Source organism: Bacillus sp. DTU_2020_1000418_1_SI_GHA_SEK_038 (assembly GCF_032341175.1).
In the GTDB taxonomy this organism is placed as follows: Bacteria; Bacillota; Bacilli; order Bacillales; family Cytobacillaceae; genus Cytobacillus.
Genome location: NZ_CP135435.1, coordinates 3088727 through 3109361 on the forward strand (window position 1 = coordinate 3088727; position 20635 = coordinate 3109361).

The 20635-nt window shown below is 37.3% G+C and carries 23 protein-coding genes; 6 read left to right on the forward strand and 17 right to left on the reverse strand.

Translation table 11 applies throughout. From position 1 onward, the window contains the following. Nucleotides 1-29: 29 nt before the first annotated feature. Nucleotides 30-1736 (reverse strand): methyl-accepting chemotaxis protein, encoded by a 1707-nt coding sequence (locus tag RRV45_RS15490; protein WP_315665595.1) that lies wholly within the window; start codon nt 1734-1736, stop codon nt 30-32. Between the two features lie 169 nt (nt 1737-1905). Between RRV45_RS15490 and RRV45_RS15495 the strand changes: the two genes are divergently transcribed. Both RRV45_RS15495 and ispG read left to right on the forward strand, forming a co-directional pair. Next, complete coding sequence (locus RRV45_RS15495) at nt 1906-2229, forward strand: hypothetical protein (protein ID WP_315665596.1); 324 nt, start codon at nt 1906-1908, stop codon at nt 2227-2229. Between the two features lie 131 nt (nt 2230-2360). Further along, nucleotides 2361-3533 carry a flavodoxin-dependent (E)-4-hydroxy-3-methylbut-2-enyl-diphosphate synthase gene (gene ispG / locus RRV45_RS15500; RefSeq protein ID WP_315665597.1) on the forward strand — a complete coding sequence of 391 codons (1173 nt, stop codon included), beginning with the start codon at nt 2361-2363 and terminating at the stop codon, nt 3531-3533. 58 nt (nt 3534-3591) lie between these two features. Here ispG and RRV45_RS15505 read toward each other — a convergent pair whose 3' ends face one another. Continuing rightward, nucleotides 3592-3972, reverse strand: a complete 381-nt coding sequence (locus RRV45_RS15505; RefSeq protein ID WP_315665598.1) for a DUF4190 domain-containing protein — start codon at nt 3970-3972, stop codon at nt 3592-3594. 294 nt (nt 3973-4266) lie between these two features. Between RRV45_RS15505 and RRV45_RS15510 the strand changes: the two genes are divergently transcribed. Beyond that, nucleotides 4267-4839 (forward strand): hypothetical protein, encoded by a 573-nt coding sequence (locus tag RRV45_RS15510; protein WP_315665599.1) that lies wholly within the window; start codon nt 4267-4269, stop codon nt 4837-4839. Nucleotides 4840-4870: 31 nt separating this feature from the next. Here RRV45_RS15510 and RRV45_RS15515 read toward each other — a convergent pair whose 3' ends face one another. The 3 genes from RRV45_RS15515 to RRV45_RS15525 are packed head-to-tail and all read right to left on the reverse strand — an operon-like array spanning nt 4871 to nt 6955. Further along, the gene (locus RRV45_RS15515; RefSeq protein ID WP_315665600.1) at nt 4871-5284 is read right to left on the reverse strand and encodes a Fur family transcriptional regulator; all 414 of its coding nucleotides are present in this window, start codon (nt 5282-5284) and stop codon (nt 4871-4873) included. 37 nt (nt 5285-5321) lie between these two features. Next, complete coding sequence (locus RRV45_RS15520; protein ID WP_315665601.1) at nt 5322-6158, reverse strand: metal ABC transporter permease; 837 nt, start codon at nt 6156-6158, stop codon at nt 5322-5324. Continuing rightward, complete coding sequence (locus RRV45_RS15525; RefSeq protein ID WP_315665602.1) at nt 6152-6955, reverse strand: metal ABC transporter ATP-binding protein; 804 nt, start codon at nt 6953-6955, stop codon at nt 6152-6154. Before RRV45_RS15525 ends, RRV45_RS15520 begins: the two co-directional genes overlap by 7 nt. A gap of 161 nt (nt 6956-7116) precedes the next feature. On the opposite strand from RRV45_RS15525, the gene RRV45_RS15530 reads away from it, so the two are divergent. Then, a complete protein-coding gene (locus RRV45_RS15530; RefSeq protein ID WP_315665603.1) occupies nt 7117-7371 on the forward strand; it encodes a DUF2624 domain-containing protein in 255 nt (84 codons plus the stop codon). 75 nt (nt 7372-7446) lie between these two features. Here the strand turns inward: RRV45_RS15530 and RRV45_RS15535 are convergent, their stop codons facing one another. Continuing rightward, nucleotides 7447-8340 (reverse strand): deoxyribonuclease IV, encoded by an 894-nt coding sequence (locus RRV45_RS15535; RefSeq protein WP_315665604.1) that lies wholly within the window; start codon nt 8338-8340, stop codon nt 7447-7449. 26 nt (nt 8341-8366) lie between these two features. Next, nucleotides 8367-9680 carry a DEAD/DEAH box helicase gene (locus RRV45_RS15540; protein WP_315665605.1) on the reverse strand — a complete coding sequence of 438 codons (1314 nt, stop codon included), beginning with the start codon at nt 9678-9680 and terminating at the stop codon, nt 8367-8369. Nucleotides 9681-9874: 194 nt separating this feature from the next. On the opposite strand from RRV45_RS15540, the gene vrrA reads away from it, so the two are divergent. Beyond that, entirely contained in the window at nt 9875-10489 is a 615-nt protein-coding gene (vrrA, locus tag RRV45_RS15545) for a VrrA/YqfQ family protein (protein WP_315665606.1), read from the forward strand. A 181-nt stretch (nt 10490-10670) separates the two neighbouring features. Beyond that, nucleotides 10671-11609 (forward strand): 4-hydroxy-3-methylbut-2-enyl diphosphate reductase, encoded by a 939-nt coding sequence (locus RRV45_RS15550; protein ID WP_315665607.1) that lies wholly within the window; start codon nt 10671-10673, stop codon nt 11607-11609. 52 nt (nt 11610-11661) lie between these two features. Here RRV45_RS15550 and RRV45_RS15555 read toward each other — a convergent pair whose 3' ends face one another. The 10 genes from RRV45_RS15555 to RRV45_RS15600 all read right to left on the reverse strand — a co-directional run bounded on the left by RRV45_RS15555 (nt 11662) and on the right by RRV45_RS15600 (nt 20413). Beyond that, nucleotides 11662-12777, reverse strand: a complete 1116-nt coding sequence (locus RRV45_RS15555; protein WP_315665608.1) for a Nif3-like dinuclear metal center hexameric protein — start codon at nt 12775-12777, stop codon at nt 11662-11664. Continuing rightward, nucleotides 12774-13484, reverse strand: coding sequence for a tRNA (adenine(22)-N(1))-methyltransferase (locus RRV45_RS15560; RefSeq protein WP_315665609.1), 711 nt, complete (start codon nt 13482-13484; stop codon nt 12774-12776). Before RRV45_RS15560 ends, RRV45_RS15555 begins: the two co-directional genes overlap by 4 nt. Nucleotides 13485-13709: 225 nt before the next feature. Then, a complete protein-coding gene (gene cccA / locus RRV45_RS15565) occupies nt 13710-14072 on the reverse strand; it encodes a cytochrome c550 (RefSeq protein ID WP_315665610.1) in 363 nt (120 codons plus the stop codon). Nucleotides 14073-14304: 232 nt separating this feature from the next. Continuing rightward, the gene (locus tag RRV45_RS15570) at nt 14305-14835 is read right to left on the reverse strand and encodes a hypothetical protein (protein WP_315665611.1); all 531 of its coding nucleotides are present in this window, start codon (nt 14833-14835) and stop codon (nt 14305-14307) included. A gap of 82 nt (nt 14836-14917) precedes the next feature. Next, on the reverse strand, nt 14918-16045 hold the full coding sequence (rpoD, locus tag RRV45_RS15575; RefSeq protein WP_315665612.1) for an RNA polymerase sigma factor RpoD: 1128 nt from the start codon (nt 16043-16045) through the stop codon (nt 14918-14920). A gap of 50 nt (nt 16046-16095) precedes the next feature. Further along, nucleotides 16096-17907, reverse strand: a complete 1812-nt coding sequence (gene dnaG / locus RRV45_RS15580; RefSeq protein WP_315665613.1) for a DNA primase — start codon at nt 17905-17907, stop codon at nt 16096-16098. A 164-nt stretch (nt 17908-18071) separates the two neighbouring features. Continuing rightward, entirely contained in the window at nt 18072-18209 is a 138-nt protein-coding gene (locus RRV45_RS15585; RefSeq protein WP_315669050.1) for a DUF188 domain-containing protein, read from the reverse strand. After that, a complete protein-coding gene (locus RRV45_RS15590) occupies nt 18149-18364 on the reverse strand; it encodes a DUF188 domain-containing protein (RefSeq protein WP_315669051.1) in 216 nt (71 codons plus the stop codon). Before RRV45_RS15590 ends, RRV45_RS15585 begins: the two co-directional genes overlap by 61 nt. A 568-nt stretch (nt 18365-18932) precedes the next feature. Then, nucleotides 18933-19751 carry a pyruvate, water dikinase regulatory protein gene (locus tag RRV45_RS15595; RefSeq protein ID WP_315665614.1) on the reverse strand — a complete coding sequence of 273 codons (819 nt, stop codon included), beginning with the start codon at nt 19749-19751 and terminating at the stop codon, nt 18933-18935. A 29-nt stretch (nt 19752-19780) separates the two neighbouring features. After that, nucleotides 19781-20413, reverse strand: a complete 633-nt coding sequence (locus tag RRV45_RS15600; protein ID WP_315665615.1) for a helix-turn-helix transcriptional regulator — start codon at nt 20411-20413, stop codon at nt 19781-19783. Nucleotides 20414-20635 lie beyond the last annotated feature (222 nt).

The window sequence follows — 20635 nt, forward strand, 5'->3', positions numbered from 1 at the left end:
GCGCGTTTTACTTTTTTTGCTCTATATAATTATTGTACACCTTGTGAATAGCGAAACTCAGCATTCAGCTTGGCTAGTGATTGAGAAAGTTCCTTCAGCTTTTCCCCAGCTTCATGGTTTTTTCTTACTTTGATCATTTGTTTATGAGATGCTTCAACAACCTGTTCTGCGCTTGCAAAGGTTTCCTGCGAGACAGAGACAAAGTTTTCAGCAGCAGCTTCCATCTTAGGCAGTGTATCATTCAGCCCAACTAATTCACCCTGGGCATGACGAATCATTTCACTTACCGCCGCAATTTCGAGCATTAACACATCAAATGATTTCTTGCTGACCGATGCCGTTTCAAGATGGGATTGAAAGTGAACAAGCATGTCCTCGAATTCATTCGATGCCTTTAAAGAGATTAGTTCCATGTTTTCGATTGTATCTTTTATTTCTTCTGTTGCATGTGAAGATTGCTCCGCCAATTTTCGTACTTCGTTTGCAACCACTGCAAAGCCGCTGCCGGCTTCTCCCGCTCGCGCTGCTTCGATGGCTGCATTTAATGCAAGAAGCTTTGTTTGCCCTGCCATCTGCTGGATAAATGTAACAATTTCAGCGATAGATGCTGAGTGTTCCTTCACATGCTGAACGGTTGCCGATACGTTTTTGAATTCATCACTTAAGTGATGAAATGCTTCAATTAAATTTCCGACACTCAGCTCTCCATCATGAGCCGATTCATTCATCGATTGTGTTTTATTCATAACTTCATTCATATGTTCAAAAATATTATTGATTGACCCTCTCATGCTTTGAAACATTTGGATACTGTCATCTGAACTGCTGGCTGTTTGCTCAGCACCCAGCTTCACAATTTGAATAGCCTTCATTAACTGCTCGTTTTCCGTCATTACCTCACCGGATATATGCTGCAGGTCCCCGCCAGTTTCTGATAAATCATGTGTAGTAGCCGTTATTTTGTATAAAAGCGAGCTCATTTGTGTAATCATCGCATCGAAGCTTTTGATAAGAGATGTAATTTCTGGTGTAGTTGTGTTTGCCTTAACTTGAACATCTAAATTTCCATTCCGTGCTTCCTTCATAACCTCTCTCAGTCTTAATAATGGGCTTGTTAAATTTCTTACCAATAAAATAACAATGACTGAGGTAATGGAAAGACTTATGATGACGGCAATTATTATGTATTTGGCCATGTCATTAACTTCTTTTAAATATTGACTTTGCGGGATAGCAATGACATAAATTCCTTTTAGCTCTTGAACGGACTGAAATGAAATAGTGTAATGGTCGCCTTCTATATTTTGATGGATGAGCCCGTTTTGCTTTTTCATTATTTTATCTATCGTGGATTGGGAAAATTTGATCTTCGTATTTTTACTAATTTGGAATGGACTAGCTCCTTTTTCATTAATCAAGAAAAAGCTCCCACTTAGTCCATCCTGTGCAAGCTGTGCATCCTGGCTTTTAATCACTTGATTCATTTTTTTATTAAATTTGTCTTCATTGCCTACATAGATAAGCATAAGATTTTGAGACAGATCATAAATAGATTTTACTTCTTTTATCAATCGCTGTTCTATTAAATTTACTGCCGTATCCTTTGATTTTCCATAAGAGATATAGGCTATAGATGAAACTGTCAATAGGAGTAAACCTAATATTAGAACAAGCAGTCTTGATTGCAGAGTAATTTTTGCCAATAATGTTCGTGTTGCAGCTTGAATCTTCCCCATTAACAAATAATTTCCCCCTTCCAAAATCACTTTCATTATGTCAGAAAAATATTAAGATATTGTAAAGAGTTAGTAATATTTCCATTAATTTTTCCAACTAAAGTTCTATATTTTTCGTACAAGCATACATATTAGGTAAACAGCTAATTTATTCCGGGGGTTTTCCTATATGAAACGTCTTGCTCTCTTTCTACTATCAGTCCTTGTTATTTATGTTATTTATTTTGACCTGACAAAAGGGACACTTCCACTTCCTGCTGCAGAAGAACCAGTTATTGAAGCAATGGCGAAAAACGAAACATCGATGCCCTATTTTGAAAAAAAAGTGTCATCTGGAGATACAGTTTTATCGCTTGTAGAAAATAATATCGATGGTCCACTTACAGTTTCAATTTCCAAAGTCATTTCTGATTTTAAAGTATTAAATAATGGCTTGAGCCCTGAAAAAATCAAATCAGGCTATCTATATAAGTTTCCTGATTATCGCAACTAAACATCAATGCCCTTTGGCAGTCATTTCCCACTTAAGAAGTAGGAGACTTCTTCTGAATGAAGTTAAAAATTTACCACTGCTGGATAAACCATCATTCTTGTCAATTTCAATGAAACATTGATACAATAGCAATGGATTCAAAAAATGTATTATTAAGAACTGTTAATAGAAGGAGCGAATCTCCATTGAGTGAAATCATACATCGTACAAAAACACGTCCAGTTAAGGTTGGACCATTAACGATTGGCGGCAGTAACGAACTGTTTATCCAAAGTATGACGACAACTAAAACACATGATGTCGAGGCTACTGTAGCTGAAATAAAACGTTTAGAAGAGGCTGGCTGTCAAATCGTACGCGTAGCATGTCCGGACGAAAGAGCTGCTAACGCGATTGCAGATATTAAAAAACAAATTAATATTCCGCTCGTTGTCGATATTCATTTTGACTATAAGCTTGCTCTGAAAGCCATTGAAGGCGGAGCAGATAAAATAAGAATCAATCCAGGGAATATCGGAAAGCGTGAGAAAGTAGAGGCGGTTGTAAAGGCAGCAAAAGAAAAAGGGATCCCTATCCGCATCGGGGTCAATGCAGGTTCATTGGAGAAAAAGATTTTAGAAAAATACGGTTATCCAACTGCGGATGGAATGGTTGAAAGTGCCCTTCACCATATTAAAATTCTTGAAGATCTCGATTTCCACGATATTATCGTTTCGATGAAAGCATCTGATGTTAATTTAGCAATTGAAGCATATGAAAAAGCTGCAAAAGCATTTGATTATCCTCTGCATCTTGGAATTACAGAATCAGGCACCCTTTTTGCGGGAACTGTGAAAAGTGCAGCAGGTCTTGGGGTTATTCTTAATAAAGGAATTGGAAACACACTTCGAATTTCTTTAAGTGCGGACCCTGTTGAAGAAGTAAAGGTAGCACGTGAATTATTAAAGGTGTTTGCACTTTCTTCTAATGCTGCAACATTAATTTCCTGTCCGACATGCGGCAGAATTGAAATTGATTTAATCAGCATAGCTAATGAAGTAGAGGAATATATCCAGAAAATCAAAGCACCGATTAAAGTGGCTGTCCTTGGATGCGCAGTTAATGGACCTGGAGAAGCGCGTGAGGCAGATATCGGTATTGCCGGTGCAAGAGGAGAAGGTCTCTTATTCCGTAAAGGGGAAATTGTTCGAAAAGTTCCTGAAGAGACGATGGTCGATGAATTAAAAATTGAAATTGACAAGATTGCGGCAGAGTACTTCGCTAAACAAGAAGAAGAAAAAAAGAATGCTGAAACAGTAAAGTAATGGATAAGGAAGAGGGTGACTATGTCACCCTCTTCTTTCATGTTAAATTTGACTATGTTTAAAAAAATGGAAGGATAAACATCCCAACAATTATCGATACTACTCCGATTCCAATTGCCCAGCTCCCTAAACTTAAAGCTCCCCTGCGACGGGCAACGAATCCAAGTACAATACCTGTTGCTCCAAATAAAACTGGGAATACGAACAATGAGATAATGGAAAGTACTAGTGCAGCAATCCCCATTCCTCTTCCTGCTGTTTCCGTTTCATTATCTCTCTCACTTAATGTATTTGTTCTTCCCCTGTCTAACGAAATAGGCGCAGCAATCTCAGCAGAGGTTTCTTCAGTATAGTCCGCAGCTCCATATTGGTTCCTATCCCCAATTTCATTCGCTTGACGAAGATCATAATCCTCGTAATCACGTTCTTGATCTGCCATCCAAATCCCTCGCTTTCAAATATGGAAACATCACTTTCCATTTTGCAACCCGACTTTTCCTGGGAAACAAAGGTTTATTTGCTGTAAATAGGAGGTCAAGCAAGTCCTAAAATACTCACAAAGCTCTTTCGATTCCCGTTAAAAGTTTTTTGGAGCATTAATATTGTTTACGGAAATGGCTATTTTAAAGATGTTAATGTTTTACTGTCCCCCATGTTTTTACTAATTTCCTTTAGCCAAATACATACTTCTGATAAGATAAAAGATGAACTTGTTTAAAGGAGAGTATAAGAAATGATAAAGCGGTTTGGAATAGATATTGATGGGACTGTGACATGTCCGACCTCACTGATCCCATATATTAATAAAGCCTTTAATTTAAATATTACTTTAAATGATGTAAAGGAATATGATTTAACTCATTTGGTAGACATAACTAAGGATGAGTTTGCTCATTGGTTTGCCGAAAGTGAGCCTCTCATTTATGCTCAATCACCGCTTGCTGCAGGTGCTAAGGAGGTTTTAAATAAATGGGAAAAGGAGCATGAATTATTTATCATTAGCGCCAGGGGTTCACATTTACTGAAGCTAACAGAGGAATGGTTTTTAAAGCATGCGCTATCTTTTCATCATATTGAGTTAATTGGAACACATTATAAGGTAAAAACAGCCAAAGATTACAAAGTCGATATCTTTTTCGAGGATAAGCATGATAATGCTGTAATGATACACGAGGAATGCCAAATTCCAGTAATATTATTCGATACTCCATATAACCAGGATCCAATACCTCCTGGAGTGATTCGCGTCAACAACTGGATAGAAGCAAACGAATGGGTAGATAGATGGATAAGAGAAGGCAAATAAAAAACGGCATGATGCCGTTTTTTATTTTTCCTTAACTGACACATTCAGGGCAGCGTCCATATATCTCAAACTTATGACCAGAAATATCATAGCCCTTTAAATTGTCCTGAAGCTCCTGCATTGGGCATGTATCAATTTCCTTTGTTTTCCCACAATCCATACAAATAAAATGATGATGATGATGTTCATGCGCACATGTAAAGCGAAAATGCTTTTCACCAGAAAGTTCGGTCATTTCAAAAATGCCAAGTTCAACAAATAAAGATAAATTTCTATAAATGGTATCGAAGCTCAAGCCTGGATAATCATCCTTCATCCAAGTTAAAACATCACGTGCTGTTAAATATTTATTGCTATTAGCAAAAAACTGCAGCATCTCTTCTCTTTTTCCAGTATGCTTATATCCCTTTTCCTTTAAAAGCTGTAATGCCTCATTGGTATCCACTTCATTCACCTCATAAATGAACTCTATGTTTGATGTGCTAAATGCTGGTTCTGATTTTTTTAAATAAAATAGTCATAATTAATATGAAGACTGCGATCATAACGATTGTTCCGCCTGGAGCTATATCTAAATAATAGGAAAGTGTCAGCCCGCCTAATACGGAGGTTTCACCAAATAACACTGAAAATAAGATGGTTTGTTTAAACCCCTTTGAAATACGAATACTGGCTGCGACAGGCAAGGTCATTAAAGCCGAAACCAGCAGAATACCCACAATGCGCATCGAAGCGGCAATCACAAGTGCAACCATGATGATAAATATAAAATGAACTCCTCTTGCTGCTATCCCTGAAGCCTTTGCATGCTCTTCATCAAAGGAAAGTAAAAATAATTCTTTATACAGAAGGAAGATCATTGATATGACAAGAATACTAATTATCATAATCGTCCATAAATCAACCCGGCTTACCGCACTGACACTTCCAAATAAATAGCTAAACAAATCTGTATTAAAGCCATCCGCAAGAGAAATAAAAATAACGCCTATTCCAATCCCTCCGGATAAAATTATCGGGATGGCCAGCTCCTGATAATGCTTATAAACAGACCTAAGCTTTTCAATAAATAAGGATCCTGTCACTGAAAAAGCCATTCCCATATAGATTGGATTCAATCCGCTTAATCCTGTCACTTTCTTTTCCAGAAAAAGACTCGCTGCTATTCCTGCAAGGGTAACATGGCTTAACGCATCGGCAATGAGTGACAACCTTCGAACTACGATAAACACACCTAATAATGGGGCAATGATTCCAATAATGATTCCCGTAAAGAAGGCATTTTGCAAAAACTCATATTGAAGTATCCCCGCTAGCATTGACCTGTTCCTCCATGCTGGTGATGATGGTGATCATGATTATGTGTCAAGATATGAATGTCATGACCATAAAAGTCAGACATCTCCTCCATTTTCAACTGCTCAAACTCTTTTGTTTTCCCATGAAAATGTAAATGCTTATTTAAACAAGCAACATGGGTAACCTTGTCAGAAATGACTCCAATATCATGAGTTACTAAGAGAAGGGTAATCCCTAAATCTTTATTTAGATCATCAAGCATTTGGTAAAAGGATTGCACATTTTGTGCGTCAACCCCTACTGTAGGCTCATCCAAAATCATTAGTTTCGGATCACTGACTAAAGCTCTCGCTATGAAGACACGCTGTTGCTGTCCGCCAGAAAGTTCCCCAATATTACGTTGTTGAAAAGGGAGAAGTCCGACTGAGCCGATAGCTTCTACTACCTTTTGCTTGTCTTCTTTATTCATAAACTTAAAAAGACCAAGCTTTTTTGTTAACCCACTAGCTACAACTTCATAAACGGTTGCCGGAAAACCAGTGTTAAAAGAATTTGCCTTTTGAGAAACAAAACCAATTTTGTGCCAATCCTTAAACTTGCTTATGTCTTGGCCAAATAGCTGAATTTCACCTTTTTGCGTTTTTAGCAGACCTAAAATTAGTTTTAGTAAAGTGGATTTCCCCGAACCATTTGGACCAACAATTCCTAGAAACGCCCCTTCTTCTATGGCTAAATGAATATCCTCCAAGACATTTTCTTTCCCATATCGATAAGATAGTTGATTGATATTTATAATAGGCTTATCATGTGCCACCATTTTGTATCACCTTTTTAAATTAAGAATCATTCCGATTTACAAATGAAAGTATACAGGATGAAAAAAGGTTTGTAAAGAAACAAGCCCTTTTCCCAAAATTACTCTTTGCTGTCACAAATTTCCTATATCCTTCATAAAGTTATACGGAGGAGTGATGAGAGATGAAGATCTTTGAAAATATCATCAATCATAAAATAAGCAATATAACTGCCGATGAATTATTAAAATATGGAACTCAATTCCAAATCTCAATTACGAAGGGGCAAGCAAATAAAATTGCATCTTTTTTGCGTGGAAAAAATATTAATATTTTTAATGATGCCGAACGTTCTAAACTTGTTAAAGAAATCGCAAAACTTGCTGGTCCAGAAACAGCTAAACAAGTTAACCAATTGTTTATTCAGTTTTCGAAGTAATCTTTATTTAAACCCTGTTTTTCCAATAGAAAAAGCTGCGAAGTCTTCACAGCTTTTTCTTCATTTATTAATGAGTTATCCTTGCATAATTATATCCAGAAGATTATCGTTAAATTCTTTAGTTTGCAACATTGCTATTTCATGTTTATATGGTGCTTTTTTATTATTCTTGTCCTCTCCAACGAAAGGCGTCTCTAGAATTTTTGGGATATCTTTCAACTGGGGATGGTGGACAATATAATTTAATGCTTTAAAGCCAATATGGCCAAAGCCAATATTCTCATGACGGTCCTTCCGCATCCCGAGCTCATTTTTACTATCGTTAATATGCAATACCTTCAAACGGTCAAGCCCAATAATACGATCAAATTGATCTAATACCCCATCAAAGTCTTCGACAATGTTATAGCCGGCATCATGTGTATGACAAGTATCAAAACAGATTGAAAGATGGTCATTATAATTAACACCGTCTATGATCATTGCTAGCTCTTCAAAGGATTTTCCGCATTCAGAGCCTTTTCCAGCCATCGTTTCAAGGGCGATTTGGACTTTTTCGTCCCCTTTTAAGACCTCGTTAAGCCCTTCAACAATTTTCTTAATTCCGGCCTCTGTCCCCGCTCCAACATGGGCACCAGGGTGTAAAACTATTTGCTTTGCCCCTATTGCCTCTGTACGATCAATTTCCGTTCTCAAGAAATTAACCCCTAGCTCAAAAGTACTCGGATTTTCAGTATTTCCAATATTAATAATATAAGGTGCATGGACTACAATATCAGATATTCCATTTTCCGCCATATGCTTCAGGCCAGCTTCAATATTCAAATCCTCGATCTTTTTTCTTCTCGTATTCTGTGGGGCGCCAGTATAAATCATAAAGGTATTTGACCCGTACGATACGGCTTCCCTACTGGCAGCTAAAAGCATGTCCTTTCCACTCATTGATACGTGTGAACCAATTTTCAACATAAAGGTTTCCTCTCTCCCTTTGAAGATTATTTTTTACGCTGTAATCTTTTTTGGCGTTTTTTGAAGCTTTCTATTTCAGATTGCATTTTCTTTTTATATCCAGGCTTTACCTTTTTTGGCTTTTGAACAATCGACTGTGCCTGTTTATCGATTTCATCCGTCTGCTTCTGGCGGCTTTTACGCTTATTTCTCTTGCCTAAATCCGCCCATTCCCCTTTTTGAAGATCAACGTGGCGGAAATCGATCCCCATTTTTTCTAGACGATTTAATGCATCTTCATCAGATGTTTCATAAATGGTCAGTGCAATACCAGAATTACCTGCACGGGCTGTTCTCCCGACACGGTGTATATAAAAATCTAAATCAGCAGGCAATTCATAGTTAACAACATGACTGATTCCTTGAATATCGATCCCTCTAGCAGCTAAATCAGTGGCAACAATATATTGGAATTCCAGATCTTTAATTTGCTTCATCATTTTTTTACGTTCACGAGGATTAAGATCACCGTGAATTCGGCCCACTTTCAATCCTTTATTTATTAAAGAATCAGCCACTTCATCCGCCATTTTTTTCGTATTTGTAAAAACGATAGCTAAATACGGATTGTAAACATTTAATGCTTCATAGACAAGCTTAACTTTATTGCGATGGCGAGATGGCATAATCCAATGTTCTATTTTGGCAGCTGTCACCTGAGCTGGTTCGATTTGAATGTATTTCGGATTTTCCATATACTTTTTTAAAAATGGTTTTAATTTTTCTGGAATGGTTGCGGAAAAGATCAGCATCTGCAGCTTTTCAGGCATTCTTGCTGCAATCTGATCCACATCCTCGATAAAGCCCATATCAAGCATGAGATCCGCTTCATCCACAACAAGCATATTAGCAGTATGGACAAATAAAGCATGTTCCTTAATCAAATCATTAATTCTTCCAGGAGTTCCGACAACAATTTGGGGCTGTGTTCGTAATTTCTCAATGGATCTCTGTTTATCTGTTCCACCAACATAGCAACGGGCTGATATGCCTTGGCCCTCTTGACAATGCTTGGTAACCTTTAGAATTTCATGATAGATTTGGCTTGCCAGTTCTCTTGTTGGGGCAGTAATGACAGCTTGTACCTCCTGCTTTTCATAATCAACTTTTTGTAATATCGGCAAAATATACGCATGCGTTTTACCAGTCCCCGTTTGTGATTGCCCGATGGCGCTATCACCTTTTAATACGGTTGGAAATAATCTTTCCTGTATTTCAGTTGGCTCATAAAAGCCTAAATCCTTCACTGCTTCCATAATAAATGTTTTAAACTCATAACGTTCAAACTTATTATCCTTCATTTATATAGCTCCTTGTTTGTCGATTCATGTAATCATCCTGTTATTATAATAAAAATTGCATGAAATAACCACTTATACCTTCTTTATCATCATTTTTACTTTATATTTGTTTATTTAAAGAAAAAAAGTCCGAAAACCATTTTGTAAATTATGCATAGTTTATTACTAATAGAGAATAGATTGGAGGTCATGTTATGATACATGGACCAAGGGCGCCTTTTCACGGGGGATTTCATCGGCACCCTTATAGGAATCAAATGCCTTCCCGACCGCCAATGGGGCCCTCTCCCTTTTCCCCTATGTCAGGAGGAGGGTTTAGAGGACCTGTTGGACCATCGCAAATGAGACGAGGGGGCGGAGGCTTATTATCCAAGCTGTTAGGGCGTGGGAACCCTCCTCGCTCTCAGACTCATGGTTTGGGGGCAGCACCGCTGCAATCAGCGAGCAGAGCAGCTGGAGCTGGAGGTAATGGTGCAGGAGGAATCCTAAAAAACCTTAGCAATCCTGGAGCCATTACAGGTTTCTTAGAAAATACACAAAAAGTATTAAACACAGCTCAGCAATTTGGCCCAATGATACAGCAGTATGGCCCAATTGTAAAAAACATACCAGCGATGTGGAAGCTATATCGTGGATTAAAAAACTCAACTGATGAAACAGAGGAAAATGTTCATGACAATAAAGAGCCCGTCAAAACGAAAAAAGCACGTAACCAGGCTAACAAAACAGACGTGCAATCCGAACAAAGTTCTATTCAAAGCGAAAAAAATAGAGAAATAGGAACTTCTAAGCCGAAGCTCTACGTTTAAACAGACAGCTCATCTCTTTTTGTCCATGATATGAAACACAACCTTAGTGATCCTCTTTTAGTATTATTATTATCAAATGTCCGATATAATAGTATACGTGATTTGTTCATTATCTAAATGAACATGAATAAAAAAACTAGTCACTATATATAGATACAAACTTAAGGGGGTTTCTTTGATCATGGAGATTATAAAAATTTCACCGCGCGGCTATTGCTACGGGGTTGTAGATGCCATGGTAATTGCGAGAAATGCTGCACTCGATAAAACTTTGCCTAGACCAATTTATATTCTAGGTATGATCGTTCACAACAAACATGTTACCGATGCCTTTGAAGAAGAGGGGATCATTACATTGGACGGAAGCAACCGTCTGGAGATTCTTGAAAAGGTAGATAAGGGAACAGTTATTTTTACAGCACATGGAATTTCTCCACAAGTGAGGGAATTAGCAAAGCAAAAAGGACTCATTACGATAGATGCAACATGCCCTGATGTTACAAGAACCCATGATTTAATCGAGGAAAAAACGAAAGAGGGCTTCAAAATTATCTATATTGGCAAAAAAGGACATCCTGAACCAGAGGGAGCAGTAGGAGTAGCCCCTGACGATGTATTCCTAGTGGAAACGATAGAAGATGTCCATGCATTAAATATTCAAAGCGAAAAGATTGTTGTCACGAATCAAACAACGATGAGCCAATGGGATGTTAAGCATGTCATGGAGCAAATTGAAGAAAAATATCCACATGCTGAATTTCATAAGGAAATTTGCCTTGCAACACAAGTTCGGCAGGAGGCTGTTGCAGAACAAGCCGGTGAAGCTGACGTACTGATCGTAGTTGGCGATCCAAAAAGCAATAACTCTAACCGATTAGCTCAGGTTTCGGAAGAAATTGCCCATACTAAAGCCTATCGTATCGCTGACGTATCCGAGCTAGATATCAACTGGATCAAGGATGCCTCTACAGTTGCCGTGACATCAGGCGCATCAACACCAACCCCAATTACAAAAGAAGTCATTTCATTTATTGAACAATTTAATCCGAATGACGAGAGTACTTGGATGATAGAGAAAAAAGTACCATTAAATAAAATATTACCAAAGGTTAAGAAGTAAATAACAAAGAGGGCAGCCTAAAAATGGCCGCCCTCTTTTTTTTGAGCTTTGCTTAAATAAACTGAAAAGGATCTGTATGTATTTCTGAAGCAAAGATTGATACGGCATATCCCTTTTCTTGGCACATTTTTGTCAATTGCAAGGCTACACCTTTTTTCATGACTTTTTCTACATTATGTCCTGGGTCCACAATATTCAATCCCATCATCATGGCGTCAAGTGCCACATGATAATACATATCACCTGTTACGTAGACATCTGCTCCTTTAAATTTGGCAGAGGCAAAGTATTTATTCCCGTCACCCCCAAGCACGGCTACTTTTTTAACTTTTGAGTTGAGATCTCCTACGACACGTACTCCATTTACATCCAATGTTTGTTTAACGTGATTCGCGAATTCGCCTAATGTCATTTCCTGAATCTCGCCAATTCTTCCCAGCCCTATTACTTCACCCTTATTGTCCAGCTTATAAATATCATAGGCAACTTCTTCATATGGGTGTGCATTAAACATAGCTTTTAAGATTCTTTTCTCTAATTGAGCAGGAAAAATCGTTTCGATCCTCAGTTCATTGACAGACTCCAGCTTTCCCTGTTCGCCAATAAAGGGATTTGTCCCTTCACCAGGTAAAAACTGCCCCATTCCGGAGGAAGCGAAACTGCAATGACTGTAATGACCAATAGCTCCAGCACCAGCATCTCCTAACGCCTTTTTAACATCGGCTGCACTATCTTCCGGAACAAAGACAACTAGTTTCTTCAATTCAGTTTCGTATGTAGGATATAAGACCTCGGTATTTACTAGCTGCAGGGCTTGGGCTAACATATCATTAACTCCTCCTGTAGCAATGTCCAAATTTGTATGAGCTGCATAAACAGCAATATCATGCTTAATCAATTTCTCAATGATTCTCCCGGCAGGAGTATCGGTTGCAATCGACTTAAGCGGACGAAAAATAGGCGGGTGGTGAGCAATAATGAGTTGAACATTCCTAGCTATCGCTTCATCTACTACCTCTTCTAGCACGTCCAGTGCAATCATGACATTCTCAATCTGCTTATTTAATCTGCCAATTTGCAGCCCAATTTTATCTCCTTCCATGGCGTAGCCTTTTGGAGAAAATTGTTCAAATAACTGGATAACTTCATGCCCATTAACATTTTTCAATGACCTAATACCTCCCCAACCATCTTTATTTTCTCTAATAGTTCATTTTTTTTCTCTACTGTTTCCTCTGTGTTTGCTGCATTTTCAAGTTGTCCTAGTATTCTTTGCCAATTCCTTAATTCTCCCAGCCATTTCTTCTTAAAAACAGCTGATTTCTCCTTCAGCAGAAAAGGTCCAAAAAGTAATTCTATTTGTAGATCCCATGCTTGTTTTTCCTTGGCATCCCCTTTTTCTGCAACTAAAATCTCATATATTTTTTCATCTTCTTCAAGTATTTCTTCAGCAACTAATACCCAGCCATTTTCTATAAGCCAGCTTCTAATCGTGATAGCACTAACATTTGGCTGTAATATCAACCTTTTTATAGTTCCTAGCTTTTCCTTGCCCTCTTCCAAAATATTCGTGATTAAAGCTCCACCCATACCGGCAATTGTGATACAATCCACTTCACCCTCTGAAATCACCTTTAATCCATTTCCTTTGCGAACATTTATCTTGTCATTTAACCCTTCTGCTTCAACTTGGCTTTTAGCGGATTGATACGGTCCTTCGACCACTTCACCAGCAATCGCAAAAGGGATCAATCCTTGTTTCACAGCGTAGCATGGCAAATATGCGTGGTCTGATCCAATATCAGCCAGACGGCAGCCTTTAGGAATATAATTTGCAACAGCCTCTAAACGCTGTGATAATTTCTCAGTATTCAATTTAGTCACCACTTTTCAAAGTAAAAATATGAGCCTGTAATTACTAGCTTCATTCAGTTAAATCGTCCTTATAATAGTATTAAATATAGTACTGTATTGCAAAGTCTTAATCTTAGGAGGCAAAGATCTAGTTAAAAAAAACCCTTTACAGATGCAAAGGGCTTTTTCTTGCAGAGCTCAAAGGTCCCGAGTATGGATCTTCAAGCTTACATTTAACATATTATTTTATTTTAATTCCGCTAGCCAAGCAGCCATTTCGCCTGCTTTATCTGCAGGAACTAAACCTGGAGGCATTGACCCTTTACCATTAATAAGAATATCAGCGATTTCATCCTGTGATAATTGGTCACCTACACCTAGTAAACCTGGTCCAACTCCACCTTGGTATTGATCACCGTGACATCCGATACAGCTCTTTTGATAGATCTCCTCAGGGCTTGCCGCAGCCGTTTCTTCCGTCTTTTCACCGCCGCCTTCTCTTTCAGCAGCTAGCTGCTCAGCATCACCTAGTCCTTTGAAGGAAATCAGGAACATTGCAACAATACCGAAAGCAAAAATTAGTATGTACGGCATTACTGGATTTTTCATGTTTATACCTCCCTTATGTAAGAACATCTAAAATTAAGTAAATGATTATACAAACAATCTCTATTCTACTTCAAAATGAGAAGAAGGAAAAGCCCTTAAGTCAACTTTATCACACCAAATTCAAAAATTAGACAAAAACTCCAGCGATTTAAGATCAACTTCTGCTTTTCCCATTATATAAATGAGGAGAAATCATTTTCGCAACATTTAAAAACTTCAAAAAATCTTTTTATTATATGAATATAGAAGTGACTAATAAGATCATTCCCAAAACTCCTGATAAGATAAAGGATGGCATTTTTAGTTTCCAACCCGTTAACAACCATAAGAGACAGTTCAAAATTATTACTATGTAAAGGACTGTTAGACTATTTGGAAATAATCTTGAAATAAATTCAACAGTAGATAATAATAAAATTAAAGCTGATGCAATTATTGGTATTTGCAGTAAAATTCCTTTTCTAATAAAGTAAAAAGTGAATATAATACCAGCTAATACAAATAAAATAGAAAAGGCCATTTGCAAAGTAATAGACAATTCAGTAAAATGGATTAAAAATAGAGCTAACGGAATTAACATTAAAAAGAGGTAATGGTTTTTCCAATGCAATTTTCTTATAGTTGCTGGCTCTTTTATGTTTTCCGGTTCATTTCCTTCTGTGTAAAGCGCTAATAGGAAATCACAATAGTGCTCAGGGAGCATGCGATTTTTTCGCCAATTAATGATTTCGTTAACAATGATCTTTTTTCTTGTTTCGTTCATTAAGGATACACATCCATTTCAGCGGTAAAAAAAATAGTTTACCTCTATTGTAAGAAGTAAACTATTTCCTGACAATCATTTTCTATTCTAAAAAGTCTTTTAAACGCTTGCTTCTGCTCGGATGTCTTAATTTGCGCAAGGCTTTCGCTTCAATTTGGCGAATACGTTCGCGTGTAACACCGAATACTTTACCAACTTCCTCTAAGGTCCTTGTACGCCCGTCATCAAGCCCAAAGCGAAGGCGTAGTACATTTTCCTCACGATCGGTTAAAGTATCAAGAACATCCTCTAGCTGCTCCTTAAGAAGCTCGTAGGCAGCATGCTCAGAAGGTGAGGTCGCATCCTGATCTTCAATAAAATCGCCTAGATGTGAATCATCTTCTTCCCCAATTGGCGTTTCTAAAGAAACTGGCTCTTGAGCAATTTTTAGGATTTCTCTCACTTTATCTGGTGTTAAATCCATATCCTCCGCAATTTCTTCTGGAGTTGGTTCGCGGCCAAGGTCCTGAAGTAATTGGCGCTGAACACGAATTAATTTATTAATTGTTTCAACCATATGAACAGGAATTCGGATGGTTCTTGCCTGATCGGCAATTGCTCTTGTAATCGCTTGGCGAATCCACCAAGTTGCATAGGTACTAAATTTAAAACCTTTTCGGTAATCAAACTTTTCAACGGCTTTAATTAAGCCCATATTTCCTTCTTGAATTAAATCAAGGAATAGCATGCCGCGTCCAACATAGCGCTTGGCAATACTTACAACTAATCGGAGGTTTGCTTCAGCAAGGCGCCTTTTCGCTTCCTCGTCACCATTTTCAATTCGTTCTGCAAGTGAAATTTCCTCTTCAGCAGAAAGTAGGTCTACACGGCCAATTTCTTTTAAATACATTCTTACAGGGTCATTAATTTTAACGCCTGGAGGAACACTTAAATCATTTAAGTCAAACTCCTCTTCACCTTTTGCTAGTTCCTGAATATTAGGATCGGCATCATCGTCATTGTCACCAACTAACTCAACACCTTGATCTCCCAGGAACTCGTAGAATTCATCCATTTGATGAGAATCTAATTCAAAATGAGCCATTTTTTCTGCAATATCGTCATAGGCAAGAACGCCCGTCTTTTTTCCAACCTCAGTTAATTGTTCTTTCACTTGATCTAGGGTCAATTCTGAATCAACTTCTTTTGAACGAGCTGATTTTTCAGCCATATGTCCCCCTCCTTCCAAAGTCACAGACAATCCTTAAGATATATCCTAATCTATAGAGACTTGCGCAACTGAATAATTTCCGTTGCGATCAAGGCTGCCTTTACAAAATCATTTTTCCGCTCTGCTTCTTTTTGTTCAAGCAGTTTTTCTTTTATCTTTAACATTTTTTGATAATTAAACACCTGTTTTATATAATCCGTTAATTCTTGTTCACTTAATTCATCATTTATTTCCATCATTTGAATATCAGCGACAATTCTTTTTAACTTTTCATCACCAATAAAGTTAATAAATGCACTTGTATCCGGCATGTGCCCTTCTTCATAAAAGCCTAATAAATAAGTAATGATTGCTTGATGCTCATCGACATTAAACGTATTTCCTTGAAGCAAATTCTGAACCTTAAATGCAAGGTCACTATCGTTAAGCATATGTGCAATTAAATTTCTTTCAGCTGTATAATATGCAGGTTTTAACTGCTTCGATTGCTTCGGGAAAATCAGCTGTTTTTTGACAGTCTGGCTACTCTGACCCTTAGTCTTCCGGCTTTCTGAAAAATTAATTTGTTTTTCCTGTTCTTTAAGTGCTTCAAGTGATAGGGAAAATTCATTCGCAAGATGACGTAAATAATAATCCTTTTCTACTGCATTATCTAATTTGCTAATTTCAATTAATACTTCTTCGATATAAAGCAGGCGATCTCCTTCATCCTGCAGCTTTTTCCCTCTGCGGTAGTAATGGAGCTTGAACGACATAAGTGTATGGCTGCCATCTATTACCTCGTGACGAAACTTTTCAGAGCCAAATTTTTTGACGTAGTCGTCTGGGTCAAGGCCGTCTGGCATTAAAGCTACCCTCACTTGACACCCTGCATTGGATAACATATTTGCTGCTCTAAAAGCCGCTTCTATTCCAGCATTGTCGGAATCATAGCAAACAGTAATTGATTGGGCATTTCTCTTTAAAGCGGAGACATGGTCATCTGTTAAGGATGTTCCCATTGTGCCAATACCGTTTTCAACTCCTGCAAGATCGGCAGAAATGACATCCGCAAATCCTTCAAATAAAACAGCTTGCTGTAGTTTCTTGATTTGAGGTCTAGCTAAATGAAAATTATATAAAATTTTACTTTTATTAAAGATTGGCGTTTCAGGACTATTTAAATATTTGGGTTCATCATCCCCTAAGGATCTTCCTGAAAAGGCAATCGTTTTTCCACTTCGGTCAAAAATCGGAAACATAATTCGGTTGCGAAATCGATCAAAATAACTGCCATCTTTTTCGCGTTTAATAATAACTCCAGCTTTTTCCATAACATCGATTGGAAACTTTCTCTTGCCAAGAAATTTATATACAAAATCCCAAGAAGGAAGAGAGTATCCAATTTGAAACTTTTCAATGGTTTCAATTGTAAATCCTCTGCCAAGCAAATAGTCTAAAGCATGCTGACCATCTTTTGTGTTTAGCAGCAGATGATGATAAAATTTACGCAATAGCTCATGTGCCTCCAGCATTTGTTTAATATCAGGAGGAACATCACTTTGAACGGCTGCGGACTGAACAGAAATGTCAAGCTTAATATTCCCTTTATCAGCTAATTTGACAGCTGCTTCTTGAAAAGAATAACCTTCAAGATCCATTAAGAATGAAAATGCATTTCCTCCGGCTCCACACCCAAAGCAATGATAAATTTGCTTATCAGGTGAAACGGAAAAAGATGGTGTGTTCTCTCCATGAAATGGGCATAGACCGAAGTAATTTCGTCCTTGCTTTTTTAATTGAACATAATCGCTTATAATATCAACAATATCAACAGCTTGCCGAATCTCATTCACTTTTTCCTCGGCGATACGCTCTACCATGGGAACAACTCCAATTAATAAAATCAAGCGTGCCTACTGAACATTAAAATTTATCTTTTTAAGGTCACCGGGGGCAGATATTTTTAGCCTTTAATTAATATTTCTATAAAAATTAGCGAATTCCTTCAAAATTCGACAAAATCTTTGTCAATTCTTTCACAAACCTAGTACGGTCTTTCCGACTGAAAGCTTAGGCCCTTCCCTTGTATCCCCCTTCTACGCGCTTTAGCAGATAAATATTTCATATTAAGCGCGGTATGAATATCTTTCTCATCGTATGAAATCCCCTTTGGAGACAGAATATAAACTTCTTAAGGTAAAAGTGTGTCGATGCTAATCCAATTTCCTGTTTTACAACGATGTCCCGTTTCTGCACATGATTCATGATGAATAAATCACAAGCTTCTTTACTAGGGTCAATAAATTCCCAGTAAGTTCCACCCGAGTTGTTTTTCATGTGAGCATAGGATGCAATAAAAATAGCTTCAACAGAATAGTCATTAACTATTTCGACAAATTCTTCCTTTACAGGGCAAGAATCGGCATCAACCAATATAATTGGATTGCCTAATGTTCTATTTATTCTACATCACTCCACATAATCCTTCTTTCTAAAAATAACTTTTAGCTAGAGCAAATTCATCCTATTCAATGCAGTTGTTATAATTACAAGTAGATTTCATCAAGCCGGGTTTATTGATCTAAAATGCTTTAAGAAAAAAATACTTCTTAAGACAGCATTTTTTCATCCAATCCAATTCAATCGATAATGTCGAATTGTTTTTAATCCGGTCACTTGACTTCTCACAATAAATAGTCTATTCGTTCATACTCAACTCTAAACCTAAACTATAACATTTTTATCACAATTTTTTATTATAGTATAAAAAAAACTGAATTTCTATTGTTTTTCGGTATTTCTATTAATATTTTGTTTTTTATAGCAATTAATCTATTTAAATTTTCAAAAGGTTCCGTAACCTTTTTCCCAAAAAAGAAAAAGGCACATAATACAGAATTATGTGCTAGCTTTTTGGAAAGCTTCTGTGGTATTGATTTAATATTAAATTTGCTGTTTCTTCTACCGCTTTATTTGTGACGTCAATGACTGGACAATTTAATTTATTGACGATTTTTTCAAAGTAATTGATTTCTTCTTTTATCCGTTCAATGTTTGCATAGCTAGCATTATCGCTTAATCCTAAAGAAATCAGCCGTTCTCTACGAATATGATTAAGCTTTTCCGGGCTAATTTTTAAACCAAAGCACTTTTCTGGCTGAACTAAAAACAATTCCTCAGGAGGATCCACCTCTGGCACAAGCGGTACATTTGCAACCTTTAGTCTTTTATGTGCTAAGTATTGTGATAGTGGTGTTTTAGAAGTTCGGGATACTCCTACAAGAATAATATCCGCTTTAAGCAGCCCTCTTGGATCACGGCCATCATCATATTTAACAGCAAACTCAATAGCTTCTATTTTCTTAAAATAATCATCGTCTAGTTTTCTAACAAGACCTGGTTCGAAAAGAGGTGTTTTTCCATGTAATTGCTGTATTTGATCCATTAACGGTCCAATTATATCACAAGCATATATCCCTTCCTGCTCAGCCAGTTGATTAATATAATGGCGCATATCAGGCTTAACAAGTGTATATACGATCATCCCATTATCCATTTTCGCTAAAGAAATTACTTCGTCAATATGAACCTTGTCCTCCACATATGGAAATCGCTTAATTGTTACTCCGCTGCCATTAAACTGGCTGACGGCTGCTTTTGTAACTAACTCGGCAGTCTCCCCAACAGAGTCAGACACAACATAGATGATTGGCTTTTTTGTCATCCCTTAACACCATCTCCTCTGTTCATGATTTAATTATCTTCTGCAAGCGCAAGAAATGCTTTTGTTAAATTTGTTTTCGTAATTCTGCCTATTACCTCAAAGCCTTTTTCCGTTTCTTTAACAATCGGCAGCGCGTCAATTTGTTTCTCAATTAATTTCTTTGCAATATCAATTAATAAGTCTTCCTTTTCACACATCGTAATGTTAGGCATTCTTGTCATGATTATGTTTACAGGGATATTCGTTAATTCCTGTTTCCCGATACTTGCACGCAGCAAATCCTTCCTGGAAAGAACGCCAACAAGTAAAGATTCCCTATCAACCACGAATAATGTTCCTACATCTTCAAGGAACATTGTACATATAGCATCATAAACCGAAACATTTTCATTTACTACTACAGGTATAGATTGATAATCCTTTACATACAGCTTATTTAAATTATCTGTAAGCAACTGTGTACCAGATTTTCCTGTATAGAAATACCCAACCCGCGGCCTCGCATCCAAAAAGCCTGCCATTGTTAAAATGGCTAAATCTGGTCTTAATGTAGCTCGGGTTAAGTTTAGCTTTTCAGCAATATTTTCACCTGTGATCGGCCCGTTTTCCTTCACAATCTCTAATATTTTTTCTTGCCGCTTATTTAATTCGATTGTCCTCACCACCTAAATAGAAAAGCGTAAGCGCCTTTGTCAAGCACATAAAACGTTATACTTTTATAAAATTATTATATACTATTTAGAATAAATGAAAAAGAAATGAGCATTAAGGCAGGAGTTTATCGGAAAGAAGCTGTCCTGCATGGTGCCTGGCTCCACAATAATATAAACATCAAGAGCATACTCCACTAATTGACACTAGACAATAAATGTGGAGCTTGGCAT